Consider the following 25916-nt stretch of genomic DNA (forward strand, 5'->3'; position numbering starts at 1 on the left):
GACAACGAGTGTTGAACGACGCCGCCTTTCGCGCGCTACTCACGACGACCGACGACGAGGAGTTTTTGCATGAACCCGCTCAAGGCTCTCTTCCCTGAACAGGGCCAGGCCGTGTGGCTGGATTTCGTGGCCCGCGGTTTCATCGCCGATGGACGCCTCAAGAAGCTGGTGGACGAGGACGGCCTGCGGGGCGTGACCTCGAACCCCTCGATCTTCGAGAAGGCGATCGGCGATTCCACGGAATATGACGGTGCGCTGAAGGAGGTCATGGATGCGGGCGATGCCCGCGTCATCGATCTCTACGAGGGCTGTGCCATCGCCGACATCCAGGCGGCGGCCGACGTGCTGCGCCCCGTCTACGAGGAGAGCGACGGCGCCGACGGCTATGTCAGCCTCGAAGTCTCGCCCTACCTCGCCCTCGACACCGAGGAGACCCTCGACGAGGCCCGCCGCCTGCACAAGACCGTGGCCCGCGACAACCTGATGGTGAAGGTGCCCGCCACCCCGGCCGGCATCCCGGCGATCCGCGCCCTCACCGCCGACGGGATCAGCATCAACGTCACCCTGCTCTTCGGCCAGGATTCCTACGAGGAGGTGGCGCGCGCCTTCATCGACGGCCTGGAGGAGTTCGGCGCCAAGGGCGGCGACGTCTCGAAGGTCGCCAGCGTCGCGAGCTTCTTCATCAGCCGTATCGACGTCACCGTGGACAAGGCCCTCGACGCCAAGATCGCGGAAGCCAACGATCCCGACGAGAAGGCGGAACTGGAAGCCCTCAAGGGCAAGGTGGCCATCGCCAACGCCAAGCTCGCCTACCAGCGCTACAAGCGCATCTTCGCCGAGCCGAAATGGCAGGCGCTCGCGCAGAAGGGCGCCAAGGCACAGCGCCTGCTCTGGGCCTCCACGGGGACCAAGAACAAGGCCTATTCCGACGTGCTCTACGTCGAAGAGTTGATCGGCCGCGATACCGTCAACACCATGCCGCCGGCCACGATGGATGCGTTCCGCGACCACGGCACGGTCAAGCCCGCCATTGAGGAGAACCTCGGCGACGCCGAAGCCGTGATGGCCCGTCTGGCCAGGGCCGGCATCGACATCGGTGCGGTGGCCAAGCAACTCGTGGAGGAGGGCGTCCAGCTCTTCATCGACGCCGCTGACAAGCTGCTCGGTGCGGTGGCGGGCAAGCGCGCCGATTTCCTCGGCGCCAAGCTCGACGGCCAGACCCTGATCCTCGGCGATGCCATCGGCGCGGAGGCGAAGAAGGCGGTCGAATCCTGGCGCGCCTCGGGCTCGATCCGCCGGCTCTGGGCGCATGACAAGACGGTCTGGTCGAATGCCGACGAGGACCAGTGGCTCGGCTGGCTCCGCATCGTCGAGGACGAACTCGCCCGTGTCTCCGAATACCAGGCCTTCGCCGAGGATGTCCGGCAGACCGGCTTCACCGACGTCGTCGTCCTCGGCATGGGCGGGTCGAGCCTCGGCCCGGAAGTGCTGGCCGAGACCTACGGCACCCGCGACGGTTTCCCGACGCTGCGCATCCTCGATTCCACCGATCCCGACCAGGTCCGCGCCGTGGAAAGCGCGGTGAACCTCGAGACGACCCTGTTCATCGTCGCCTCGAAATCCGGCTCCACCCTCGAGCCCAACGTGTTCCGCGACTATTTCCTCGGCCGGATGAAGGCGTTGGTCGGCGAGCGGGCCGGCGCGCATTTCGTGGCCGTCACCGATCCCGGCTCGGCCATGGAGGCGGCGGCCAAGTCCGACAATTTCCGCCGGATCTTCTACGGGGTGAAGCAGATCGGCGGCCGCTATTCGGTGCTCTCGGCCTTCGGCCTGGTCCCGGCGGCGGCGTCCGGCATCGACGTGAAGCAGTTCCTCGACACGGCGCGGACCATGGTCCGCTCCTGCGGCCCGGCCGTGCCGCCGGCCCAGAATCCCGGCGTTCTGCTGGGCACCGCCATGGCGGCGGCGGCGCTGCATGACGGTCGCGACAAGGTCACGTTCATCGCCTCGCCGGGCATCGACACGTTCGGGGCCTGGGCCGAGCAGCTCATCGCCGAATCCACCGGCAAGGACGGCAAGGGTCTCATCCCCGTCGACGGCGAGCCGGTGGGCGTGCCGGCGGTCTATGGCCGCGACCGCTTCTTCGTCTATCTGCGCCTCGACAACCGGGCGGACGCGCAGCAGGACGAGGCCGTGCGCAGCCTGGAGCGCGAAGGGCACCCCGTCGCCCACGTCACCATGGCGAACGAGGAGCAGCTGCCGCAGGAATTCTTCCGCTTCGAGATCGCCACGGCGGTGGCCGGCGCGCTGCTCGGCATCAACCCGTTCGACCAGCCGGACGTGGAAGCGAGCAAGATCGAGACGAAGAAGCTGTTCGACGCCGCCGAGAAGAGCGGTTCGCTGCCCTCCGAGACGCCGCTCTTCGACGACGAGACCATCGCCCTCTACGCCGACCCGACCAATGCCGGGGCTCTGCCGCAGACGGCGGACGGGTTCGAGGCGGCACTGAAGGCCCATCTCGCGCGGATCAAGGACGGCGACTACGCCGCGTTGCTGGCCTACGTCGACCGTAACGAGGCGCACCAAGCCATCCTGCAGGAGGCCCGCATCGCTCTGCGCGACAAGCGCAAGGTCGCGACCTGCCTCGAATTCGGGCCGCGCTTCCTCCACTCCACCGGCCAGGCCTACAAGGGCGGGCCGGATACCGGAGTGTTCCTGCAGATCACCGCCGACCCGTCGGAGGATCTCGCGATCCCCGGCCGGGCGCTGGGCTTCGGCACCGTGGTGGCGGCCCAGGCGCGCGGCGATTTCGCGGTCCTGGCCGAGCGCGGCCGCCGGGCCCTACGCGTCCACATCAAGGGTGGCGACGTGGAAGCCGGGCTCAAGCGCATCGCGGCGGCGATCAAGGCGGCGGTGGTGTGAGGACAGCGGGATGACCCGGAACCGCCGGATCATTCCAACCTACTACCTCATCCTGAGGTGCCCGCTCCTGCGGGCCTCGAAGGAGGACTCCAGAGATCACTGTGCCGGCTGGAGGGCTCCTTCGAGGCCTCCGCTGCGCTGCGGCGCCTCAGGATGAGGTGGGTTGATAGGACCACGCATCGGTGCTCGGGCTGACGAGGCCCCCTCAATCAGGAGATCCCCAATGCAACTCGGCATGATCGGCCTCGGCCGGATGGGCGGCAACATCGTCCGCCGTCTCCTGCGGGACGGGCACACGGCCGTGGTGTTCGACCAGAACCCGGAGGCCGTGGCGGCCCTGGTCGCCGAGGGCGCCACCGGGGCGGCGAGCTTGGAAGAGTTCGTCTCCAAACTCGACGTGCCGCGCGCGGCCTGGGTGATGCTTCCGGCGGGCGCGATCACCGAGGCCACCGTGGCGCAGCTCGGCGACCTGATGCAGGCGGACGACGTCATCATCGACGGCGGTAACTCGTTCTACAAGGACGACATCCGGCGGGCGGCCACCTTGAAGCCGAAGGGCATCCACTACGTCGATGTCGGCACGTCGGGCGGCGTCTGGGGCCTGGAACGCGGCTATTGCATGATGATCGGGGGGAGCAACGACGCCCTCGACAGGCTCGACCCGATCTTCAAGACCCTGGCGCCGGGCGTCGGCACCATCCCGAAGACGCCGGGCCGTGAGGGCCGCGATACCCGCGCCGAGGAGGGCTACATTCATGCCGGGCCGAGCGGGGCCGGGCATTTCGTCAAGATGGTCCATAACGGCATCGAATACGGGCTGATGCAGGCCTATGCCGAGGGATTCGACATCCTGAAACACGCCAATTCGAAGGATCTGGCCGAGGACCAGCGCTTCGACCTCAATATCGGTGACATCGCCGAAGTCTGGCGGCGCGGCAGCGTGGTCTCGTCCTGGCTCCTCGACCTGACGGCCGGGGCGCTGGCGGGCAACGAAGCCCTGGACGGTTTCTCCGGCTTCGTCGCCGATTCCGGCGAGGGGCGCTGGACGTTGAACGCGGCCATCGAGGAATCGGTACCGGCCAATGTGCTCTCGGCCGCCCTCTACGCCCGCTTCCGCTCGCGCGAGGACGCCTCCTACGCGGACAAGCTGCTCTCGGCCATGCGCAAGGGCTTCGGCGGCCACGTCGAACCGAAATAGCCTGTCGTGCAGGCGATCGAGGACCAGACCAGGAGGAGGCATCTCCGCATGATCCCGCTACCGAACAACGCGGAAATCTTTCCCGATGGCGAGAGCGTCGCCCGCGCGGCGGCCGACCGCCTCGTGACCCTCTGCGTCGAGAGCAAGCAGGAGCGCATCGCCATCTGCCTCTCGGGCGGGTCCACGCCGAAGCGGCTCTACACCCTGCTGGGCGGACCCGACTATGTCGGTGCCCTCTCCTGGGACCGGCTGCACTGGTTCTTCGGCGACGACCGGTTCGTGCCTTGGACCGATGAGGCCAGCAACATGCACATGGCCCGCGTGGCGTTCGGGGACGCCCCGATCCCCGAGGGCCATCTCCACGGCATTCCCACCGACGGGACGCTGGACTCGGCGGTCTCCGCCTATGCGGCGACCCTGAGCGACTTCTACGGCGCCGATAGCCTCGACCCGGCGCGCCCGCTCTTCGATCTCGTGCTTCTCGGCCTCGGCGAGGACGGGCACACCGCCTCCCTGTTTCCGGGCAAGCCCGCCGTGAACGAACGCGAATCCTGGGTCGCCGCCGTGCCCGAGGCCGGGCTGACGCCATTCGTACCGCGCGTCACCCTCACCTTTCCGGCGCTCGCCTCCTCGCGGCAGCTTCTCGTTCTGGTCACGGGGGCGGGCAAGCGCGATCCCCTTGCCCGGATCGCCGAGGGCGAGGATTTGCCCGCGCGCCACATCTCGAGCACCGGCACCCTGACATGGTTGCTCGACCGCGCGGCGGCGGATTTCGGCTGAGACCGAGGACCGGCGGTCCGTCACCGTCCTGGCGCCTTGGCATCGTCGCATGCGGAGCCTACGTTACATGTAACGCCTCGGGAAAGGTCTCGTCATGTCGGCAACTGTCGGTCAGCGCGTCAGCAAGCGTCGTGATGCGCTCCGGGCGGCCGGCCTGCGGCCCATCCAGATCTGGGTGCCCGACACCCGGAGGGCGGGCTTTGCCGAAGAATGCGCGCGGCAGGCTCGGGTCGTAGCGGCGATAGATGCAGCCGATCGGGAACTGGATGCCTTCATGGAGGCGGCGCTCCTCGATATGCTCCCTGAGCGCGAGGCATGAAGCGGGGCGATCTCGTCACCATCGCCATGCCCGGCGATTTCGGCAAACCTCGTCCGGCGCTCATCATCCAATCTGACGCGTTCGTCGAGACCGGCACGGTCACGGTGCTGCTCATATCCGGCACGCTGGCCGAGGCTCCCCTGATCCGCACGACCGTCGAGCCGAGAGAGGCCAATGGCTTGAAGAAACGCTGACAGGTCATGGTGGACAAGGCCATGTCGGTGAAGCGGGAGAAGATCGGCGCACGGATCGGGCATCTCGATGCCGAGACGATGCTGGCGGTGACGCGGGCGCTGGCCGTGTTTTTTGGCATTGCCTGAACGCGGATCGCTGCCGAGGCGATCGCACGAAGGCGATCAGAGACCGTCCGGGACCGACGGCTACGACTTCAGCACCGGCTCCGAGATATCGCCGCTGCCGCGCCGGGCCAGGTATTCCGGTTGGAACAGGCACATGCGTACCGCGTCGCGGTACTTGCCGTTGACGAAGAACTCGTCCTTCAGGATGCCCTCCGGCACGAAGCCGCAACGCTCGTAGATGCGCACGGCACGGGCATTGTCCTTGTCCACGTGCAGGTAGAGCTTGTGGATGTTGAGGACGCTGAAGGCGTAATCCATGGCGATGCGGGTGGCGCGCGGGGCGTAGCCCTGGCCCTGGAAGGCCGGGTGGATCGCGATCTGGAATTCGCAGCGTCGGTGCAGGTGGTTGATCTCCACGAGCTCCACGAGGCCGGCCGGCGCGCCCTCCGAATTGGCGATGATGAAGCGCCGCTCGGTCTGGTTGTGGATGTTGCGCTCGTAGAGCTGCGCCAGTTCGGCGAAGGACTCGTAGGCCTCCTCGAACCAGTAGCGCATGATGCTGTCGTTGTTGTTGAGCTGATGCACGAACATCAGGTCTTCGCGCTCCAGCGGGCGGAGCTTCACCGGGCCGTCGGCCGCGATGGTGCGGGGAGCGAACTTGCTCATGGAGTCACGACGCATTCCGTGATGAGACGGCGCATGAACGCCTCGCCGGCTTCGAGGGCGGCGAGGGTGATGTACTCGTCCGGCTGGTGGGCCTGGTCGATGGAGCCGGGTCCGCAGACCACGGTGGGGATGCCCGCCCCTTGGAACCGCCCGGCCTCGGTGGCGTAGGGCACGGAGACGGTGTGGTTGCGCCCCGCCACCCGCAGGGTCAGGCGCTCGGCCTCGGAACCCGGCTCGGGGGCGAGGCCCGGCACCGCCACCTCCTCGACGGTCTCGATCCGCCCGTAATCGCCGTAGCGGTTGAGCCGGTCCTTCAGCACCGTCTCGACCTTGGCGGCGAACAGGGTCGGGATCTCGGCCATGTCGAGATCGGGCAGGCCGCGGAACTCCCAGTGGAAGGTGCAGATCTTGGGCAGGATGTTGCGCGCCGTCCCGCCGGAGATCGTGCCCACATGCACGGTGGTGGAGGGCGGGTCGAAGCGGCCCGATGCGTCGCCCCGCTCGATCATCGCATCGGCGATGCGGTTCAATTCGGAGACGAGCTCGGCCGCCGCCATCACCGCGTTGGCGCCGAGCATGGGTTTGGCCGAATGCGCCTCGTGGCCGTGGACGGTGGTGAAATAGGTGACGATGCTCTTATGGGCGTCCGCCACTTCGAGATCGGTGGGCTCGCCCACGATCACCGCGCCTGGGCGGGGCAGGTCCTTGCCGAAGCGGGCGATGGTGTCGGCGACGCCGAGGCACGTGGTCTCCTCGTCGTAGGAGAGTAGGATATGGATAGGCCGCTTGAGGTCGGCGGCGAGCATGTCCGGCACGGCGGAGAGCGCCAGGGCGCAGAAGCCCTTCATGTCCACGGAGCCGCGCCCATAGGCGCGCCCATCCACGATCCGCAGGGTGAAGGGGTCGCTGGTCCAGGCCTGTCCCGTCACCGGCACCACGTCGGTATGGCCGGAGAGGACGATACCGCCATCCACAATCGGGCCGATCGTCGCGAAGATCGCCGCCTTGTCGCCCGCTTCATTGGGGATGCGCACATGGCTCACGCCCCAGCCGTCGAGATAGGCGCAGACGCTGTCGATCAGCGCGAGGTTGGAGCGCGAACTCTCCGTGTCGAAGGCGACGAGGCGCGCCAGCAGGTCGAGCGTGCTCAACCGTTCTCCGCCGCCCGACATGGGCCTCAGCAGGTTTCGCAAAAGTGGCCCCCGATTTTGCGGCAAAAACCTGCGTCAGAGCAAGAACCCAAGCAGGGTGAAGCGTTGGCCTGCCAACGTGAACCCGCTTAGTGGACGCTACGGCGGACGTGCGGCGAATCGAGGGAGAAGGCGGGGATCTCGGCCTCGAAGCTTTCGCCGGCGGTGGTCGACATGGTGTAGCTGCCGGCCATCAGCCCGTCGGGCGTGGTGAGCGGGCAGCCGCTCGTGTAGCTGAACGACTCGCCGGGGCCGAGCACCGGCTGCTTGCCGACCACGCCGGCGCCGCGCACCTCCTGGGTCTCGCCGCGGCCATCGACGATGCGCCAGTGGCGCGAGCGCAGCTGCACCTGCTCGGAGCCGTTATTCACGATCTCGACAGTGTAGGCGAAGAAGTAGCGGCTCTCGTCGGGCGAGGATTCCTCCTCGACGAAGCGGGGCTGGACGGTCACGCTGATGCCGCGCGTCTGGGCCTTGTACATCGCCTTCAAAGCCTCCCGTGCCGTCGCCCACCCATAAGCGACATAGCCTTTTCGCCGTGGTACGTCCCGGGCGAAATCGCGTCAATCGTGCTGAATGCGGGGCTGCCCGCTCCAATGGGAAGGTCGTGCACCGTGGTCGAGGAGACCGTCTCGCCCCTGCCCGCTCCGTTTCCAGGTCGGGCCGTGCTCGCCAGCCTCGCCATCGCTGTCCTGGCCGGTGCCTTTGCCTGGAACGCGCCCGAGCGGAACGGCTGGGCCGCGCTCGCCCTGGCGGGAGCGCTGGTGCTCGACGGTCTCGCCCTGCTGGCAGGCGCATTGCTGGCCCGGCGCGGCCCGGCGCCCCGGATCGCCGGGCTGCCCTCGCTGGTCCTGGCTTTCGGCCCGGCAGCCGGGCTCGGCGCCGTGCTCTTCGCGGTGGCGCTCCTGCTCTGGCCCGCCGGATTTCCCCCCGTGGCGAGCGCGCTGGCGGGCCTGATCGCCATGGGCGCCATCGCCCGTCTCGTGGTCGCCTGGATCGTGCTGCGGACCCGGCGGGAGGACGAGGAGGGTTAAGGGACCCTTAGAGGATACGCGAGAGACTGTGCGAAACCATGCGGCAGTCGCGATCCCCAGCCGGGGGCGGTGGCCCAGTTCGGAGCGGGCGACGCGAGACCATGCCGGATACCAAGCAGGACACGGCACGACCGGGCCTCCTCTCTTCTACAAACCCGCGTTCCGGGGGCATTCTGGCGGCGCAAGGGATCCAGGCCCTGCATGCGGCCGGTGCCATCCTCCCCGAAACCCCCTTCGCGGCCGATCAGGTTCAGCCGGCGAGCCTCGACCTGCGCCTGGGGTCCCGCGCCTTCCGGGTCCGCACGAGCTTCCTGCCCGGTGCCCGCCCGGTCTCAGCCTGTATCGCGGCCTTCGCCCTTCATGAGATCGACCTGACCGCCGGTGCGGTGCTGGAGACCGGCTGCGTCTACATCGCCGAATTGCAGGAGACCCTGGCCCTTCCGGCGGATGTGGCGGCCAGCGCCAACCCCAAAAGCTCCACAGGCCGCATCGACGTGTTCACCCGCGTCATCACCGACCGGGGGCAGGCCTTCGATCAGGTGGAGGCGGGCTACCGGGGCCGGCTCTATGCCGAGATTTCGCCACGCACCTTCCCGGTCCGCGTCCGTACCGGGTCGCGCCTGTCGCAGATCCGGTTCCGCCGGGGCGAGCCGCGCCTCACCGACACCGAACTCGCCTCGCTTCATGCGGCCACGCCGCTCGTGGCCTCGGCCACCCCGTCCTTCCAGGGCGGCATCGCCGTGTCGGTGGATCTCGCCGGCTTCGAGGGGCTCATCGGTTACCGCGCCAAGCGCCATACCGGCCTCGTCGATGTGGACGCGCCGGGCCGGCACCGCACCGCGGATTTCTGGGAGCCGCTGGCCGCCGACGGCTCGGGCGCGCTGATCCTCGATCCCGGCCAGTTCTACATCCTCGCCTCCAAGGAAGCGGTGCAGGTGCCACCGGATTTCGCCGCCGAGATGGTTCCGTTCGATCCGCTGGTGGGCGAGTTCCGGGTCCATTACGCCGGCTTCTTCGATCCCGGCTTCGGCTTTGCCGGGGCGGGGGGAGCCGGCGCGCGGGCGGTGCTCGAAGTGCGCTCGCGCGACGTTCCGTTCCTGCTGGAGGACGGCCAGATCGTCGGCCGCCTCGTCTACGAGCGCATGGCCGAACGCCCCGCCGCCCTCTACGGCGCCGATGCCGGGTCGAACTATCAGGCCCAGGGTCTGAAGCTGTCGAAACACTTCGCCTGAGGTCGAAGGCGCCCTACCGCGCCGGATCGATCTCCGCCTCGGCCGGGTCGATGTCGTAGCGGCGCGAGCAGAACTCGCAAGTGATGCCGATGCGCCCGTCCTCGGCGATCATGTCTCGGCGTTCCTCGGGCGAGAACGAGCGGATCATCCCCATCACGCGCTCGGGCGAACAGCGGCAGCGCTCGTGGATGGCCTGCGGCTCGAACACCCGCACGCCGCGCTCGTGGAAGAGCCGGTAGAGCAGGCGCTCGGAGGAGACCTCCGGATCGACCAGTTCGTGGTCCTCCACCGTGTTGACGAGGCTGCGCGCCTCGACCCAGGCATCGTCCTCCGGCGCCGCGCCCGCATCGAAATGAGCGTGGCCCTCGGGGATGTCGCCGGGGGGGAGGTCGGCAAGGCGGGCGCGGTCGATGGATTGCGGCAGGAACTGGATCAGGAGTCCGCCGGCACGATAGCTGTTGGTGCCGTTGGCGAATTGCTCGGCCACCGCGAGGCGGACCTGAGTCGGGATCTGTTCGGATTGGCGGAAATACTGATGGGCCGCCTCTTCCAGGCTCTGGCCTTCCAGGGCCACAACACCCTGGTAGCGGCTGAAATCGTTGCCCTGGTCGATGGTCATGGCGAGGTGGCCCTGCCCGATCAGATCGGCATCCTTGAGAGGGGCGCTCCCCAGAGCTTCGATCCGCGCGGCGTCGAATCGTGCCGTGGCGCGCAGGCGGTCGGGCGCCTCGAAATCCACCACGATCATCTCCACCGGACCATCGGTCTTGGTCTGGAGCTGGAACCGGCCCTCGAACTTCAGGGACGAGCCCAGCAGCACGGTGAGCGCCGCCGCCTCACCCAGCAGACGCGCCACCGGGTCGGGATAGCCGTGGCGGCGCAGGATGGTGTCGACGCTGGGGCCGAGCCGGACCACGCGACCGCGCACGTCCAGCGCCTCCACAGAGAACGGCAGGGCGACGTCGTCGGCGCCGTCGATGATCGTGGGGGAAATCTCGTGTCCGGAGGTCATGGCCTCTCCATGTCTTTTGTCCATTCGGTCCGCGGACCGAACGCATTGGCCCGATTCTCGATCTCGACCTCATCCTGTGGCGCCGTAGCAAAGCGAAGGCCTCGAAGGACGCCTCCAGTTCGCGCGACGAACACTGGAGACCTCCTTCGAGGCCGCTTCGCGGCACCTCAGGGTGACGTCGCGCGGGGGATGAGCAACGCTGCGAGGATCGCGACTGTCTGCATCGTCGAGTATGGGACTCGACCGCCTACCGTGCATCCAAGACCGGATATAGGGATGAGCTCGCCGTTTCACACGGCCTTCCGCCCCGCGCGAACACCACATCCGCCACCGGCCCAGTCGGAAGGTCTCGACCGAGATCGTCGTCAGCGGATATGGGCGAGCGCGTCCGGGCCGTTCCTCACGCCCCCAGGCACCACGCCAGAATGCCCTTCTGCGCGTGGAGCCGGTTCTCGGCCTCGTCGAACACCACCGAGCGCGGGCCGTCCATGATCTCGGCGGTCACTTCCTCGCCGCGATGGGCGGGGAGGCAGTGCATGAAGATCGCGTCGTTCTTGGCCGCCGCCATCAGCTTGGCGTTGACCTGATAGGGCGAGAGCAGGTTGTGGCGGTAATGCTCGTCGTCGTCGCCCATGGAGACCCAGCAATCGGTGACGACGGCATCCGCCCCGTCCACCGCCTCGAAGGCGTCGGTGGTGACGTTGATGCGCGCGCCCTCGGCCCTGGCCCAGGCGAGGAGGGCCGGCGGGGCCGACAGTTCCAGGGGGGCGGCGATGTTGAGGGTGAAGTCGAACCGCGCCGCCGCGTGCACCCAGGAGGCCAGCACGTTGTTGGCGTCCCCCGACCAGGCGATGGTGCGCCCCTGGATCGGCCCGCGATGCTCCTCGAAGGTCAGCACGTCGGCCATGATCTGGCAGGGATGCGAGACCTTGGTCAGGGCGTTGATCACCGGCACTTCCGCAAAGTCGGCCAGTTCCAGCATCGTGTCGTGGTCGAGGATGCGGATCATGATCGCGTCGACGTAGCGCGACAGCACGCGGGCGGTGTCGCCCACGGTCTCGCCCCGGCCGAGCTGCATCTCGCTGCCCGTCAGCATCAGCGTCTCGCCGCCGAGCTCGCGCATGGCGACGTCGAAGGAGACGCGGGTGCGGGTGGAGGGCCGATCGAACACCATCGCCAGCATCTTGCCCGTCAGCGGGCGCTCGGCGGCGATCTCGCCCTTGCGGCGACGGCCCTTCATCGCGGCCGCGGAGGTCAGGACGGCACGCAGATCCTCGCCGGAGAAGTCCTTCAGGTCGAGGAAGTGGCGGGGCCTGGTGGCGGTCCCGTTGGTCTGGGGAATCATCGGCTCGTTCTTCGTGTTGGGCATATCGACGTTGCGGGCGTCGCGGTCCGGCGACGAGGCCGGACCCGGACGGCCATGCGTTACTCCGCGGCTCCGCGCATCTGCGCGCCGAGTCGTCCGGCCGTGGCGTCGAGGCGCTCGACCGCCTCGGCCACCTCCGCCTCGGAGACGATCAACGGCGGCAAGAGTCGGACCACGTTGTCGCCCGCGGGAATCACCAGCAGGCGCTCGTCGCGCGCCGCCGCGGTGAAGGCGGTGTTGGGCACGCCGAGCTTGAGCCCGAGGATGAGGCCGGTGCCGCGAATCTCCGAGATCACCCCCGGATGCCGGTCGATGACGGCGCCGAGACGCTGTTTGAGGAGCAGGCCCATCCGCAGGACGTGGTCGAGGAAGCCGTCGGCGAGCACCACGTCGAGGACGGCATTGCCCACCGCCATGGCGAGCGGATTGCCGCCGAAGGTGGTGCCGTGGCTCCCCGCCGTCATGCCGCGCGCGGCCTCCGCCGTGGCGAGGCAGACGCCGAGGGGGAACCCGCCGCCGATGCCCTTGGCCGCGCTCATGATGTCGGGTGTGACGCCCGCCCATTCATGGGCGAACAGGCGGCCCGTGCGGCCGACGCCGGTCTGGACCTCGTCCATGATCAGGAGCAGGCCGTGCTCGTCGCAGAGCGCCCGCAGGCCGCGCAGCATCTCGGTGGGCACCGTGCGGATGCCGCCCTCCCCCTGGATCGGCTCGATCATCAGGGCGGCCGTCTCCGGGCCGATCGCCGCCACCAGCGCGTCGTGATCGCCGAAGGGCACCTGGTCGAATCCGTCCACCTTCGGGCCGAAGCCGTCGATGTACTTCTGCTGTCCGCCCGCCGCGATGGTGGCCAACGTCCGCCCGTGGAACGCGCCCTCGAAGGTGACGATGCGGAAGCGCTCCGGGTGTCCGCCCGCCGCATGGTACTTGCGCGCCATCTTGATGGCGGCCTCGTTGGCCTCGGCCCCGGAATTGGCGAAGAACGCCACGTCCGCGAAGGTCGCGTCCACGAGCCGCCGGCCGAGGCGCTCGCCCTCGGGGATCTCGAACAGGTTCGAGGTGTGCCACAGCTTCTGCGCCTGGGTGGTCAGGGCCTCCACGAGGTGCGGATGGGCGTGGCCGAGGGCGTTGACGGCGATGCCGGCGCCGAAATCGAGATATCGCTCGCCGTCGCGCGTCACGAGCCAGGCGCCCTCTCCGCGCTCGAAGGCGATCGGAGCCCGGGCGTAGGTCGGCAGAAGGGCGGATGTCACGATCCCGACTTCCCATCGTCAAAGCGGGCACGCGGATTGGCCGCGGCACCAAATGAAAGTGCCGCCTCGAAACCGGGCGGCACCGCTGTGATTACTAGAGAATTGGCCGGTTCTGTCAATGATCGGCCCGGTTCATATGCCTGACATGCCTGAGGGTTAAGCTGTGCGCGAGGACACGATCCGGCGGTCCTGCCGATGGTCCTGCGACGCCCGCGCGGCGGGTGCGGCTCGGATGGCCGGGAACGCGGCTCCGAGCTTGCGCGGCTCCGAGCTTGCGCGGCTCGGAGCAAGTGTGCTCTGTGCCGCCCCGTCGGGCGCGCCCCCGAGAATGGCATGCCTTCAGGGAAGGACGGACGGATGAGCACGGTCAAGGAACGCCTGGATGCCCTCGGCCTGGTGCTGCCGAAAGCCGCGGCCCCGGTAGCGAATTACGTACCCTTCATCCGCACCGGCAATCTGGTGATCATCTCCGGCCAGATCTGCTTTGGCGCCGACGGCAAGCTCGCCGATGCCCACAAGGGCAAGCTCGGCGCCGAGATCTCCCCGGAGGCCGGCATCGCCGCCGCCCGGCTCTGCGCCCTCAACGTGCTGGCTCAGGTGCAGGCGGCCGTGGGCGATCTCGACCATGGCGTCGTGCAATGCCTGCGCCTCGGCGGCTTCATCAATGCGGTGCCGACCTTCGCCGGCCTCGCCGGGATCATGAACGGGGCCTCCGACCTGATGGTCGAGATCCTGGGCGATCGCGGCCGGCACGCACGCTCCACCGTGGGCGTCGCCGAACTGCCCCTCGACGCCGCCGTCGAGGTCGAGGCGATGTTCGAGGTGAAGTGAGGATGGGGTCGAACGCCCCCGCCTGGCTCACCGCGACGCCCATCGCCCATCGCGGCCTGCACGACCGGGCCGCCGGCATCCCCGAGAACACCCTGGCGGCGGCGAGAGCCGCCATCGCCGGCGGCTACGCCATCGAGTGCGACGTGCAGCTCAGCGCCGACGGCGAGGCGATGGTGTTCCACGACGAGGCGCTCGGGCGCCTCACCGGCGCCGTCGCCCTCGTGGCCGAGACGCGGACGGACGCCCTCCGGTCCCTGGCGGTGGCCGGCTCGCCCGAGACGATCCCCACCCTGCCCGACACCCTCGCCACCATCGCCGGCCGGGTGCCCCTCGTGGTCGAGGTCAAGTCGCGCTTCACCGGCGACCTGCGCCTCGTCGAGCGCGTGGCCGCCATCGTCTCGGGGTATGACGGCCCGGTGGCGGTGAAGTCCTTCGACCCGGCCCTGATCGAGGCCTTCGCCGGTCTCGCGCCGGACATCCCGCGCGGAATCGTCGGCGAGACCGCCCAGGACGATCCGGCCTATGCGCTGATGCCGGAGAGCCTGCGGCGCTCACTCTCCGACCTGCTGCATCTCGAAGCGAGTCGCCCCGATTTCCTGTCCTGGCGCGTGGACGACCTGCCCTGCGCCGCCACCTATCTCTGCCGCCATCTCGGCCGGATGCCGCTGATGACGTGGACGGTGCGCAATCCCGACCAGCGTCAACGCGCGCACGAGCACGCGGACCAGATGGTGTTCGAGGGGTTCCGGCCCTGAGGATCGGCGTGATGGGGGGCGGTCTTCCTGTGAACGACGATGCGAGGGCCGACGGTCTATTTCGGAATCGGGACAAGTCCGTCGAGGAAGGCCGTGACTTCGCGGCGGTTCCAGGATGCGCCATCGGTCCAGAATCGGAGCAGGGCTAGGTGGTTGAGCCGCACCCATGCGATCACGAGCGGTCTCGCCAGGCGGGAAGCGCCCTTGGGCAAGAAATCGTCGCGCACTTTCGGATCGGCTCCGATTGACACGATCAGGCAGGGCAGGTCGCGACCGGCACGGTCGGGATACCATTTCACCCGAGGGCCGTGCGAACCCAGCGCCGTCGAAACGAAGATCGTGCCGAGGACGTTGGTGTCCTGCTCATCGAGATTGGCCATCTCGATCAGGACATCGTCGGCGAAGTCATCCGGCGGTGCCCGCCTTTCGCTGCCGGGGCGGACATCAAGAGCCGTCGGTCCCATCTATCTCATCCCTCCTCGGGAATAGTTTCCGTCATTCTTGATCCAGGGCCCTTCGAGCCGCAAGGGCCGTGTTCTACGAGATCGGCCCCCGGAGGCGGTCGGCGTCTGCGTCCGCACCGCGCGCTTGTCCCCTCGCCCGACAGGGTTAGATTGCGGTCATGGAAAAGACCGGACCGGTAGCCGAGCCAGAACTGGATCCCGCACCGACCCTGCAGGTGCGCGCGGTCACCGGCCTCGCCGAGATCCCGGCGGCGGAGTGGGATGCCTGCGCCACGTCGCCCGAGACCCTGGCGGCGGGGGACGAGACCCACAATCCCTTCGTCTCCCACGCCTTCCTCTCGGCCCTGGAGGATTCGGGCTGCGTCTCGCGCAGGACCGGGTGGCTGCCCCTGCATGTGGCGGTGGAGCGCGAGGGGCGGCTCGTCGGGGTCGCGCCGTGCTATCTCAAGTCGCACAGCCAGGGCGAATACGTGTTCGATCATGGCTGGGCCGATGCCTACGAGCGCGCGGGCGGGGCGTATTACCCCAAGCTCCAGGTCAGCGTGCCGTTCACGCCGGTCACCGGCCCGCGCTTCCTCATCGCGCCGGGCCAGGACGTGGCCGAGGCCGCCTCCGCGCTGATCGCCGGGTTGCGCGCGCTCCGGGCGGAGACCAAGGCCTCCTCGATCCACGTCACCTTCATGCAGGAGCGGGAATGGGAACAGGCCGGCGCGCTGGGGCTCCTCCAGAGGCTCGACCAGCAGTTCCATTGGGACAATGCCGGCTATGCCGGGTTCGAGGATTTCCTCGGGGCGCTCTCCTCGCGCAAGCGCAAGGCGATCCGGCGCGAGCGCCGCGACGCCCTGAGCCAGGGCATCACCATCGAGCACGTCACCGGCGCCGACCTGACGCCGGCCCATTGGGATGCGTTCTACGAGTTCTACGCCGATACCGGCGCGCGCAAATGGGGCCGGCCCTACCTCAACCGCGAGTTCTTCGGCCTCATCGGCGAGCGCATGCCGGAGCGCATCCTGCTCATCATGGCCAAGCGCGAGGGCCGCTACGTGGCAGGCGCCATTAATTTCGTCGGCGATGTCGCGCTCTACGGCCGCAACTGGGGCTGCGTCGAGGACCACCCCTTCCTGCATTTCGAGGTCTGCTACTATCAAGCCATCGATTTCGCGATCCGGCGCGGGCTGAAGCGGGTCGAGGCCGGGGCGCAGGGGGAGCACAAGCTCACCCGCGGCTACCGGCCGGTGCTGATGCATTCGGCCCACGACATCGCCGATCCCGCCCTGCGCCGCGCCGTCGCCGATTATCTCCGCCGCGAGCGCGACCATGTGCTTGAGGCGGCCTCGGTGCTCGGTGAGATGACGCCGTTTCGCCGGGACTGCACGATGGCCGATCCCGAGACCGAAAAGGACGAAGAGCGCCCATGAGCCCGATCGACCGTATCAAGGCCTTCGCCGATGACCTCACGGCGATCCGCCGGGACATCCACGCCCATCCCGAGATCGGTTTCGAGGAGGTGCGGACCTCGAGCCTCGTGGCCGAGCACCTCGCAAGCTACGGCATCGAAGTCCATCGCGGGCTCGGCGGAACGGGGATCGTCGGCGTGCTGCAGGGGCGCTCGGCCAACGGCCGCCGCATCGGGCTGCGGGCGGAGATGGACGCGCTGCCGATCGAGGAGGAGACCAACCTCCCCCATCGCTCCACCATTCCGGGCAAGATGCACGCCTGCGGCCACGACGGCCACACCACCATGCTGCTCGGCGCAGCCCGCTACCTCGCCGAGACGCGGGATTTCGACGGCACCGCCCTGTTCGTGTTCCAGCCGGCGGAGGAGGGACTCGGGGGCGCCCGCGCCATGCTGGCCGACGGGCTGTTCGAGCGCTTCCCCTGCGACGAGATCTACGGGCTCCACAACACCCCCAGCGGCCCGCACGGCAAGCTGAAGATCCGCCCCGGGCCGATGATGGCGGCGGCGGACTTCTTCGATATCCGCATCACCGGGCGCGGCGCCCATGCGGCCGAACCGCATCGCGGCCTCGATTCCATCGTGGCGGCCGCGGCCCTCGTCCAGGCGCTGCAATCCATCGTCTCGCGCAATGCCGACCCTCTGAAGAGCGCCGTGCTTTCGGTGACCCAGATCCATGCGGGCGCGGCCTATAACGTCATTCCCGAGGGCGCCCATCTCGCCGGCACGGTCCGGACCTTCGATCGGGCCGTGCGCACGCTCGTCTCGCGCCGTATCCGCGAGGTCGCCCAGGGCATCGCCCTCGCCCACGGAGTCGAGATCGGGGTGGAGATCCGCGACACGTTCTCGGTGCTGGAGAACAGCGCCGCCCATGCCGCCGCGGCGGCCGAGATCGCCCGCGAGATCTTCGGGTCCGAGGGTGTCGACGACGACACGGTGCCGCGCATGGGCAGCGAGGATTTCGCCGACATGCTGATGGTGGTGCCGGGGGCCTATGCCTGGATCGGCGGGACGCCGGGACCTGGCCTGCACAACGCTGCCTTCGATTTCGACGACAGCATCATCCCCCTGGGCAGCTCCTACCTCGCCCGCCTCGTCGAGAAGCGCACCGCCGCATGACCAGCCTGTTCGATTTCACGCCCAAGGCCGCCGACGGTACGCCCTATCCCCTCGACCGGCACCGGGGGCAGGTCGTGCTCGTGGTCAACACCGCCTCGAAATGCGGCTTCACCCCGCAATACGAGGGGCTGGAGGCGCTCTGGCGCAAGCACCGCGAGGCGGGGCTCGTGGTGCTCGGCTTCCCCTGCAACCAGTTCGGCGCCCAGGAGCCGGGCGATGCCGGGGAGATCGCGCAGTTCTGCAGCCTGACCTACGATGTCAGCTTCCCGGTCCTCGCCAAGGTGGAGGTGAACGGGGCCGGCACCGACCCGGTCTTCGCCCATCTGAAGCAGGAGAAGCCCGGCCTCCTCGGCACCAAGGGTATCAAGTGGAACTTCACCAAGTTCCTGGTGGGCCGCGACGGCAAGGTCATCGGCCGCTACCCGCCCACCGCCAAGCCCGCGGATCTCGAAGGCGACATCGCGAAGGCCCTGGCCGGCACTTGAGCGTCAGGCGGCGGATTCCTTCGCCTGGATCTCGATGAAGACCCGCTTCACCGCCGGGTTACGCGCCTTCAACCGGGCGTCCAGACGGCCGACCATCGCCTCGACCTCGCCGGCCTTGAGGTCGTCCTCCATGTCGAGGCTGACATTCACCAGGATGTCGGAGGGGCCGAGATGCTGGGTCAGCACCGCGTTGACGTGGCGGACGCCGGGCTCGGTCCGTACCGTCTCCTCGATCACCGCCACGGTCTCGGGGGCCGCCGCCTCGCCGACGAGGAGGCCGTGCGTCTCGATCATCAGGAACAGCGCCATCCCGATCAGGATCGCGCCGATGCCGATGGAGGACCAGCCGTCGAGGCTGGGCATCTGCAGCCATTCGGCGAGGATGACTCCCGCCAGGGCGACCATCAACCCGAGGAGGGCGGCGACGTCCTCGATCAGCACGGTGAACAGGGCCGGATCCTTGCTCCGGCGGATCGCGGTGATCGCCTCCCGGTCGCCCTTCTCGGCCCAGAACGCCTTGAGGGCGACGGCGCAGGAATAGCCCTCGGCCAGGACCGCGAAGCCGAGGATCGAGAGGTTGACCCAGAAGCCCGGAATGGTTCGGCCGAAGATCACCGCGTCGGCGGAGGCCTCCGGGTAGTGGATCTTGTGGATGCCCTCGTAGACCGCGAAGGCGCCGCCGCCGAGGAAAATGAACAGCGCGACGATGAAGGCGTAGAAATAGACCTCGCGCCCATAGCCGAAGGGAAAGCGCGCATCGGCCGGCTTCTTGGCCCGCGACAGGCCGACCAGGAGGAGGATCTGGTTGGCGGTGTCCACCAGCGAATGCACGCCCTCCGCCAGCATGGCCGAGGAACCGGTGAAGAAGGCGCCCACGAACTTCGCCGCCGCGATGGCGAGGTTGGCCCCTGCGGCGGTGTAGATCGCGCCGTTGCTCTCATGCGCCATGTCGGCGAAACTCTCATCGAAGGGACGGCCCCGCGCCGTGGACGCCGGGGGCCAGTCTGTGCAAGGTCCGGCCGGAAAACCGCAGACGCACATCCGCGATGGAGACCGGCCCCGATGTCCTCAAACGCCGAAGCTGCGCAGTACGATCCGCAGAACGTCTTCGCCAAGATCCTGCGCGGCGAGATTCCCGCCCACAAGGTCTACGAGGACGAGCACACCCTCGCCTTCATGGACGTGATGCCCCAGGGGCCGGGTCATACCCTGGTGATCCCCAAGGCCCCGGCGCGCGGGCTGCTCGATGCCGACCCGGATTCCCTCGCCGCCACCGTCAGGACCGTGCAACGCGTCGCCCGCGCGGTGAAGACGGCCTTCGCGGCCGATGGCCTGACTGTCTTCCAGTACAACGAGCCGGCCGGCGGGCAGACGGTGTTCCACCTGCACATCCACATCGTGCCGCGCTTCGACGGCGTGGCGCTGGGCCGGCATACGGGGGGAATGGCCGACAGCGATCTCCTCGGCATCCACGCGGCGCAGATCCGGGCGGCCCTCGACGCGGCGTGAACGATCAGGCGACGCTGGCAGGTGCCGGCGTCGCGGCGATCAGCCGGCGCAGGGCGGCGTTCTCGGCTTCGAGTTCGGCGATGCGACGGATCAGGGTCAGCATCGCGGCCGGATCGGCCTGGGCCGGCGGAACCGGAGTGGCGGCTGTGGTCTCGTCCACGAAGGCGACGCCGATGCCATCGGGGCGGCGCCAGCGCAGATTCGCCTTATAGGTCCGCTCCTTCTGGGGAATGAAGAGGTCGAACATCTCCGGAAGGGTCGCGGTCTCCGTCAGCGCGAGGCGCGCACCGGTCGCGGACATGTCGCGCACCAAGCAATCCATGCTCGACGCGCCGTTGTTGAAGACAATGCGGCCCTTGAGGAACGTCCTCTGCCGCGCTTCCTTGCGTTTGTCCGACATGACGGTCGGCCTCCGACTCCGCTTGGTGCGACCGGCCGGACCATCGCATGAGGTCCCTTAAGGAATGATCGCCGCGGCGAGGGCGCTCCCGCTCAGTTGAAGCGCCGGTCCATGGTCTCGAACAGGTAGAAGCCGTTGAAGCGCACCGCCGTGGTCGCGGCCCGCTCGTCGAAATCGGCCGGGGCCTCGGCTTCGTCGCTCAGCCGTCCGCTGAACGCCCAGTTCCGTCCGCTGAGGAAGCTCGGAACGGCACGGCTCTCGGGCACCGCGCAGCACAGGCCGCTGACGCTCTTCAGGCAGAACACGTTGTAGCTTTGCATCGGTCGGTCTCCGACTGGCCACCCCGACTCTGGCTGATAGTGGCATAATCGGACCGGAGTGTGTCGATCAGTTTTCCGGGACGTTGCGGGCGAGCTCGTCGAGCCAGATCCGGGCATTGCCGTCGGAGGGGGCGCGCCAGTCGCCGCGCGGCGAGAGCGAGCCTCCGGCCGCCACTTTCGGGCCGTTGGGCATGGCCGAGCGCTTGAACTGGCTGAAGCCGAAGAAGCGCTGCAGGAACACGCCGAGCCAGGCGCGGATCTCCGGCAGCGCATAGGCCTGGCGCTTGGCTGCGGGAAAGTCCGGCGGCCATGCGCCGCGTTCCGCATCCTCCCAGGCATGAAGGGAGAGGAAGGCGATCTTCGAGGGCCGGAAGCCGTAGCGCAGGGTGTAGAACAGGTTGAAATCCTGCAGCGCATAGGGGCCGATCTTGGCCTCCGTGCTCTGGGGCGAGCCGCCCTCCTCCGTGGGTACGAGCTCGGGCGAGATCTCGGTGGCGAGGATCGCCTGCAGGGTGGCGTTGGCGCCGCTGCCGATCTGGCCGCTGGCGATGACCCAGCGGATCAGATGCTGGATCAGCGTCTTGGGCACCCCCGAATTGACGCCGTAATGGCTCATCTGGTCGCCGACGCCGTAGGTGCACCAGCCGAGCGCAAGTTCCGACAGGTCGCCCGTGCCGATGACGATGGCGCCGTTGTGGTTGGCCAGCCGGAACAGGTAATCGGTCCGCAGCCCCGCCTGCACGTTCTCGAAGGTGACGTCGTAGACCTGCTCTCCCCGCCCGAACGGGTGGCCCATATCGGCGAGCATCTGCCGCGCCGCCGGCCTGATGTCGATCTCCCCCGCCGTGGTGCCGAGGGAAGCCATCAGCGCGTGAGCATTGGCCTTGGTGGCGTCCGACGTGGCGAAGCCCGGCAGGGTGTAGGCGAGGATGTCCGACCGTGGGAGGCCGAGCCTGTCGAAGGCCTTGGCCACGACGATGAGGGCATGAGTCGAATCGAGGCCGCCCGAGATGCCGATCACGGCCTTCTTAGTGCCGGTGGCGGCGAGCCGCTGCGCGAGGCCCGCCACCTGGATGTTGTAGGCCTCGTAGCAATCCTGGGCGAGGCGGGCGATGTCGGAGGGCACGAATGGGAAGCGCTCCACCCGGCGCATCAGGCCGAGATCGCCCGAGGGCGGATCGAGCCGGAAGCGGATCGTGCGGTAGGAGAGGCCGCGCCCGCGCGCATTGTCGTCGAAGCTGCCCGCCTGGAGCCGCTCCTGGGCCAGGAGATCGAGGTCGATATCGGCCAGCGTCGCAACCGGACCGGCGGCGAAACGCTCGCCCTCGGCGAGGCGGATGCCGGCCTCGTCGATGCTGGTCTGGCCGTCCCAGGATAGGTCGGTGGTGGATTCGCCGAGGCCCGCCGCCGCGTAGACATAGGCGCAGGCGCAGCGCATCGAGGCCGACCGCGTGAGCAGCGCCCGGGAGTCCGCGCGCCCCACGGTGATCGGGCTGCCCGACAGGTTGGCGAGCACGGTGGCGCCGGCCAAGGCCGCATCCGTGCCGGGGGAGGCGGGCACCCAGAGGTCCTCGCAGACCTCGATGCCGAGGGTGAAGCCGGGCAGGTCGTCCGCCGAGAAGAGCAGGTCCGTGCCGAACGGCGCATCGCCCCCGCCGAGGGTGATCGATTCGCCGAGGAGGCCGGCGCCGGAGGCGAAATGGCGCTTCTCGTAGAATTCCCGGTAGTTCGGCAGGTAGCTCTTGGGCACCACGCCGAGCACCCGGCCGCGATGGATGGCCAGCGCGCAATTGTAGATCCGGTGGCGCCAGCGCAGGGGCGCGCCGATCACCAGGATGGGTGTCAGCTCGGCCGAGGCCGCGACGATGCGGGTGATCGCCGTCTCCACCGCGTCGAGGAGGGTCGCCTGCAGCAGCAGGTCCTCGATGGCATAAGACGAGACGCAGAGTTCCGGAAACACGGCGAGGACCGCGCCCTTCCCATGACACTCATCGGCGAGCGCCAGGATCTCGTCGGCATTGCGCTCAGGATCGGCCGGATGGCTTCGTCCGGCGCAGGCCGCCACACGGGCGAAACCGTGACGGTAGAGGGACTTGAAGGCGGAGCTTCGTGTGGTTTCGGCCAAGGGGCGGGGTGCCTCTCGCAAGGGTGACGCAGCGTCCGCGGCGCGCGGGGCTGAGCGGTCAGGCTCTGCCGAGGGAAACCCGTGTGATCCGAGCCGCTTCATCGGGTTCCCTCATCTAACCCGTTACGCGCCGGGGCTCCAGGGGGAGGCGAGCGCGCCCGGTCTCCGGAGATCCGACACTTCGCGGCATGCGGGCAAGCGTCTGTTAACGACGTTGGCTCTAGCTTGGGGAAGAACCGCTCCTGTCGAGGACGCGGACCCGTACCCTTCGAGTCAATCCAGAGCATCATGCGCGCATCGGGACGGCCTCCCTATTCTCATCGTGATCCCTCCCGGCCCGGACGCGGCGGCGACCGCCCCGGCCTGACCTTGGGCGCCCTCGCGCACAGGCTGATCAGCCTGCGCGCAAGCCTGACCCGGCGCCTCGCCGGACCGCCCCAGCGCCCGAGCCTGGTCTCGCCGCGCCCCGCGCAATCCTGGCTCACGGCCCCCCGGGACATGGTGCACGACGCCCCCGCTCCCCAGGCCCAGCCTTGGGCAGAGCAGGGCAAGTGGGTCGAGGCGCAGGCCTGGCCGGACCATGTCTTCGACGACCGCGCCACCCCCGATCTCGCCCGCTCCTCGGGCATCGCGGCCATGGACTCGACCGGCGAGAGCCGGATCGACCACGGCGCATCGAGCCCGCGCGTGCTGATCCGTTCGCCGCGCCGTCCCGCTTCGATCACCCCGGAGGGCTACGACGCGCCGGCCCATTCCGCGCCCGAGCCGGACGCCCCGGCGGTGCGCTACACCCGCACTCCGGATCCGGTGCTGCAGGAGCGTCGCCAGCGGGCGCTCGATGCCGAGCGCCTGGCGCAGGAGGAGCAGGTCCGTGCCGCGCGGCAGGCCGAGGACGAGGCGCGGCAGGCCGCCGAACGCGCCGCCCTCGCCGCCGCGGAAGCGGAGCGTGCCGCCCGGGAGGCGGCCGAGGCCGCGCTTCTGGCCGCGATTCCCCCCGAGCCGCCGCAGCCCCTGTGGCGCCAGCCCTATACCCCGCCGCCCGGCGTCCGCTTCTTCCGCTCGCCCGATCGCCGTCCGCAGGCCGTCCTCGCCGCCATCGTCGAGGAGCCGCTGCCCATCCCCGCATCGGTGAGCGAGCCTATCCTCGACGCCGCGCCGGCCCCGCCGCCCGTCGACCGCGATTGGACCGAGGTCCCGGACTGGGCCGCCATGCGCGCCTGGTTCGACGGCGAGGATTCGACTGCCGTGGAGACATGGTCGGCGATCCAGGCCGATTCCGCCGAGGCTTCGGCTCCGTCCCTGTTGGAGGCTTCTCCCGTGCGGGAGCCTGCCCCGGTGCCGGAGATGTCCCCGGTGCCGGATCTGGCGCCGGTCAGCACACAGGCGGACGAGACCTCACCCTTCACGGTCTCGCCGCCCGTGGACATCTCGCTCCTTCGCCCGCTGCCGCCCAGCCCCGTCTATGTCCTCGACCGGCTGATGCGGTTCGACCGTGGCGGCGCGCCCCTGCCCGCCAACGGCCAGGATAATGGCCAGTCCGCGCCCGTCAGGGACGAGCCGAGCCACGAGGACCGCGTCGCGGAAGTCGCCGAGGCGGCCACCCTGGCTCTCGTCATCGAGCAGACCGGGCCTGCCCCCCAGCGTTCGGTTGCCGTCTCGGCCATGGCCGCCCGCGCGGCGATCCGTCCGGCCCGCATGCCCGCCGCCCCGGTGGCGCAGGCCCCCGTGATGCAGGCTGCCGTCGCGGAAGCTCCCGTGATGGAGGCCTCCGTCGCGCAGACCGTCCCGATGCAGGCCCCCTCCCCTGTCGCGGTGGCGCCGGTCGCTCCGGTCTTCACGCCGGTGCCGCCGCGCCCGGTCCTTCTGCGCAACCCGAAGGCCGCCGCCCCGGCTCCGGAGCCCGAGCCTCGGGTGGCGGAAGCGCCGGCCCTCCCCGAAGCCGCCGCGGCCGTCGAGATGGAGGAAGCCCCGGCTCCCGTCCTCGCCCTGCCGGCCCCGCCGCCCGCCCCGTCTCCGTCCCGCGCGATCTTCCCCGAGCCCCGCGCCACGCTGATCCCGGCCGGCCGGCACACGCCGATGTCGCTCGTCGAGAACGAGGATTACGAGCACCCCTCGCTGGAACTGCTGGCCGAGCCGCCGGTGACCGGCACCGAGGAGGTCGATGCCGACGTGCTGGAGCAGAACGCGCTCAACCTCCAGCAGACGGTGCAGGATTTCGGCGTGCGCGGCGACATCCTCGCCGTGCGCCCCGGCCCGGTGGTCACGCTCTACGAACTCGAGCCGGCCCCCGGCACCAAGTCGAGCCGCGTCATCGGCCTCTCGGACGACATCGCCCGCTCCATGTCGGCGGTCTCGGCCCGTGTGGCGGTGGTGCCCGGCCGCAACGTCATCGGCATCGAACTGCCCAACGAGACCCGCGAGACCGTCTACCTGCGCGAGCTGTTGTCTTCGGCCGATTTCTGCATCAGCAAGCACAAGCTCGCCCTCTGCCTCGGCAAGAATATCGGCGGCGAGCCGATCATCGCCGATCTCGCCAAGATGCCCCACCTGCTCGTTGCCGGCACCACCGGCTCGGGTAAGTCGGTGGCGATCAACACGATGATCCTGTCGCTGCTCTACCGGATGAAGCCGGAAGAGTGCCGCCTGATCATGGTCGATCCCAAGATGCTGGAACTCTCCGTCTATGACGGCATCCCGCACCTGCTCTCCCCCGTCGTCACCGACCCGAAGAAGGCGGTCATCGCCCTCAAATGGGCCGTGCGCGAGATGGAGGAGCGCTACAAGAAGATGTCNCCCGCACCTGCTCTCCCCCGTCGTCACCGACCCGAAGAAGGCGGTCATCGCCCTCAAATGGGCCGTGCGCGAGATGGAGGAGCGCTACAAGAAGATGTCCAAGATCGCGGTCCGCAACATCGACGGCTACAATGCCCGGATGGCGGAAGCGCGGGCCAAGGGCGAGATCATCACCCGCGAGATCCATACCGGCTTCAACCGCGAGACCGGCCAGGCCGTGTTCGAGACGGAGGAGATGGACCTCTCGGCCCTGCCCTACATCGTCATCGTGGTCGACGAGATGGCCGATCTGATGATGGTGGCGGGCAAGGACATCGAAGGCGCGATCCAGCGTCTGGCGCAGATGGCGCGCGCGGCCGGCATCCACCTCATCATGGCGACGCAGCGC

At 68.9% G+C, this 25916-nt stretch carries 24 protein-coding genes and 2 pseudogenes; 15 read left to right on the plus strand and 11 right to left on the minus strand.

What is annotated here, in order from left to right:
• The first annotated feature begins 69 nt into the window (after window positions 1-69).
• From ASF08_RS05855 to ASF08_RS05875, 5 genes and pseudogenes are all read left to right on the plus strand, one after another.
• Complete coding sequence (locus ASF08_RS05855; protein ID WP_056142456.1) at window positions 70-2922, plus strand: bifunctional transaldolase/phosoglucose isomerase; 2853 nt, start codon at window positions 70-72, stop codon at window positions 2920-2922.
• Window positions 2923-3145: 223 nt separating this feature from the next.
• Window positions 3146-4120 (plus strand): phosphogluconate dehydrogenase (NAD(+)-dependent, decarboxylating), encoded by a 975-nt coding sequence (gnd, locus tag ASF08_RS05860; RefSeq protein WP_056142459.1) that lies wholly within the window; start codon window positions 3146-3148, stop codon window positions 4118-4120.
• 48 nt (window positions 4121-4168) lie between these two features.
• Window positions 4169-4900: a 6-phosphogluconolactonase gene (gene pgl / locus ASF08_RS05865; protein WP_056142572.1), complete on the plus strand. Its 732-nt coding sequence runs from the start codon at window positions 4169-4171 to the stop codon at window positions 4898-4900.
• 94 nt (window positions 4901-4994) lie between these two features.
• A complete protein-coding gene (locus ASF08_RS05870; protein ID WP_056142461.1) occupies window positions 4995-5219 on the plus strand; it encodes an antitoxin MazE family protein in 225 nt (74 codons plus the stop codon).
• Window positions 5216-5539: pseudogene (locus ASF08_RS05875) on the plus strand (type II toxin-antitoxin system PemK/MazF family toxin). Before ASF08_RS05870 ends, ASF08_RS05875 begins: the two are co-directional and overlap by 4 nt.
• 60 nt (window positions 5540-5599) lie before the next feature.
• Here ASF08_RS05875 and speG read toward each other — a convergent pair.
• The 3 genes from speG to apaG all read right to left on the minus strand — a co-directional run bounded on the left by speG (window position 5600) and on the right by apaG (window position 7856).
• Window positions 5600-6184, minus strand: a complete 585-nt coding sequence (speG, locus tag ASF08_RS05880; protein WP_018044098.1) for a spermidine N1-acetyltransferase — start codon at window positions 6182-6184, stop codon at window positions 5600-5602.
• Entirely contained in the window at window positions 6181-7356 is a 1176-nt protein-coding gene (argE, locus tag ASF08_RS05885) for an acetylornithine deacetylase (protein ID WP_056142463.1), read from the minus strand. The genes speG and argE overlap by 4 nt, the downstream gene beginning before the upstream one ends.
• 107 nt (window positions 7357-7463) lie before the next feature.
• Window positions 7464-7856 (minus strand): Co2+/Mg2+ efflux protein ApaG, encoded by a 393-nt coding sequence (apaG, locus tag ASF08_RS05890; RefSeq protein WP_018044100.1) that lies wholly within the window; start codon window positions 7854-7856, stop codon window positions 7464-7466.
• A 132-nt stretch (window positions 7857-7988) separates the two neighbouring features.
• Here apaG and ASF08_RS05895 point away from each other — a divergent pair, with 132 nt between their 5' ends.
• On the plus strand, window positions 7989-8408 hold the full coding sequence (locus ASF08_RS05895) for a hypothetical protein (RefSeq protein ID WP_056142465.1): 420 nt from the start codon (window positions 7989-7991) through the stop codon (window positions 8406-8408).
• Window positions 8409-8509: 101 nt separating this feature from the next.
• A complete protein-coding gene (locus ASF08_RS05900; RefSeq protein ID WP_056142468.1) occupies window positions 8510-9640 on the plus strand; it encodes a 2'-deoxycytidine 5'-triphosphate deaminase in 1131 nt (376 codons plus the stop codon).
• 13 nt (window positions 9641-9653) lie between these two features.
• Here the strand turns inward: ASF08_RS05900 and ASF08_RS05905 are convergent, their stop codons facing one another.
• The 3 genes from ASF08_RS05905 to ASF08_RS05915 all read right to left on the minus strand — a co-directional run bounded on the left by ASF08_RS05905 (window position 9654) and on the right by ASF08_RS05915 (window position 13271).
• The gene (locus tag ASF08_RS05905) at window positions 9654-10652 is read right to left on the minus strand and encodes an Hsp33 family molecular chaperone (protein WP_056142470.1); all 999 of its coding nucleotides are present in this window, start codon (window positions 10650-10652) and stop codon (window positions 9654-9656) included.
• Window positions 10653-11052: 400 nt separating this feature from the next.
• A complete protein-coding gene (gene argF, locus ASF08_RS05910) occupies window positions 11053-12021 on the minus strand; it encodes an ornithine carbamoyltransferase (protein ID WP_244474466.1) in 969 nt (322 codons plus the stop codon).
• A gap of 56 nt (window positions 12022-12077) precedes the next feature.
• Window positions 12078-13271 carry an aspartate aminotransferase family protein gene (locus ASF08_RS05915; RefSeq protein ID WP_018044105.1) on the minus strand — a complete coding sequence of 398 codons (1194 nt, stop codon included), beginning with the start codon at window positions 13269-13271 and terminating at the stop codon, window positions 12078-12080.
• 357 nt (window positions 13272-13628) lie between these two features.
• Between ASF08_RS05915 and ASF08_RS05920 the strand changes: the two genes are divergently transcribed.
• Window positions 13629-14102, plus strand: coding sequence for a RidA family protein (locus ASF08_RS05920; RefSeq protein WP_018044106.1), 474 nt, complete (start codon window positions 13629-13631; stop codon window positions 14100-14102).
• A gap of 2 nt (window positions 14103-14104) precedes the next feature.
• Complete coding sequence (locus ASF08_RS05925) at window positions 14105-14857, plus strand: glycerophosphodiester phosphodiesterase family protein (protein ID WP_056142473.1); 753 nt, start codon at window positions 14105-14107, stop codon at window positions 14855-14857.
• A gap of 56 nt (window positions 14858-14913) precedes the next feature.
• Here ASF08_RS05925 and ASF08_RS05930 read toward each other — a convergent pair whose 3' ends face one another.
• On the minus strand, window positions 14914-15321 hold the full coding sequence (locus ASF08_RS05930; protein WP_056142478.1) for a hypothetical protein: 408 nt from the start codon (window positions 15319-15321) through the stop codon (window positions 14914-14916).
• A 158-nt stretch (window positions 15322-15479) separates the two neighbouring features.
• On the opposite strand from ASF08_RS05930, the gene ASF08_RS05935 reads away from it, so the two are divergent.
• Genes ASF08_RS05935 through ASF08_RS05945 form a run of 3 tightly spaced genes read left to right on the plus strand, consistent with a single transcriptional unit; the run spans window position 15480 to window position 18381 of the window.
• Entirely contained in the window at window positions 15480-16739 is a 1260-nt protein-coding gene (locus ASF08_RS05935; RefSeq protein ID WP_056142481.1) for a GNAT family N-acetyltransferase, read from the plus strand.
• The gene (locus ASF08_RS05940) at window positions 16736-17896 is read left to right on the plus strand and encodes a M20 aminoacylase family protein (protein ID WP_056142484.1); all 1161 of its coding nucleotides are present in this window, start codon (window positions 16736-16738) and stop codon (window positions 17894-17896) included. Before ASF08_RS05935 ends, ASF08_RS05940 begins: the two co-directional genes overlap by 4 nt.
• A complete protein-coding gene (locus ASF08_RS05945; RefSeq protein WP_056142486.1) occupies window positions 17893-18381 on the plus strand; it encodes a glutathione peroxidase in 489 nt (162 codons plus the stop codon). The genes ASF08_RS05940 and ASF08_RS05945 overlap by 4 nt, the downstream gene beginning before the upstream one ends.
• A 3-nt stretch (window positions 18382-18384) precedes the next feature.
• On the opposite strand, the gene ASF08_RS05950 is transcribed toward ASF08_RS05945, so the two are convergent.
• Window positions 18385-19329, minus strand: a complete 945-nt coding sequence (locus ASF08_RS05950) for a cation diffusion facilitator family transporter (protein WP_056142489.1) — start codon at window positions 19327-19329, stop codon at window positions 18385-18387.
• Window positions 19330-19443: 114 nt separating this feature from the next.
• Between ASF08_RS05950 and ASF08_RS05955 the strand changes: the two genes are divergently transcribed.
• Window positions 19444-19890, plus strand: coding sequence for an HIT family protein (locus ASF08_RS05955; RefSeq protein ID WP_056142492.1), 447 nt, complete (start codon window positions 19444-19446; stop codon window positions 19888-19890).
• Between the two features lie 4 nt (window positions 19891-19894).
• On the opposite strand, the gene ASF08_RS05960 is transcribed toward ASF08_RS05955, so the two are convergent.
• The 3 genes from ASF08_RS05960 to ASF08_RS05970 all read right to left on the minus strand — a co-directional run bounded on the left by ASF08_RS05960 (window position 19895) and on the right by ASF08_RS05970 (window position 22735).
• Window positions 19895-20290, minus strand: a complete 396-nt coding sequence (locus ASF08_RS05960; RefSeq protein WP_056142495.1) for a PilZ domain-containing protein — start codon at window positions 20288-20290, stop codon at window positions 19895-19897.
• Window positions 20291-20382: 92 nt separating this feature from the next.
• Window positions 20383-20610, minus strand: coding sequence for a hypothetical protein (locus ASF08_RS05965; protein WP_027173053.1), 228 nt, complete (start codon window positions 20608-20610; stop codon window positions 20383-20385).
• A 67-nt stretch (window positions 20611-20677) separates the two neighbouring features.
• Complete coding sequence (locus ASF08_RS05970) at window positions 20678-22735, minus strand: NAD(+) synthase (RefSeq protein ID WP_056142498.1); 2058 nt, start codon at window positions 22733-22735, stop codon at window positions 20678-20680.
• Between the two features lie 288 nt (window positions 22736-23023).
• Between ASF08_RS05970 and ASF08_RS05975 the strand changes: the two genes are divergently transcribed.
• A partial coding sequence (locus ASF08_RS05975; protein WP_443136804.1) for a DNA translocase FtsK occupies window positions 23024-25527 on the plus strand: 2504 nt, incomplete at its 3' end.
• Window position 25528: 1 nt separating this feature from the next.
• Window positions 25529-25916 (plus strand): annotated as a pseudogene (locus ASF08_RS25690) (FtsK/SpoIIIE domain-containing protein); the annotation flags it as partial.

It is taken from the genome of Methylobacterium sp. Leaf85 (assembly GCF_001422125.1).
GTDB classification, from domain to species: domain Bacteria; phylum Pseudomonadota; class Alphaproteobacteria; order Rhizobiales; family Beijerinckiaceae; genus Methylobacterium; species Methylobacterium bullatum.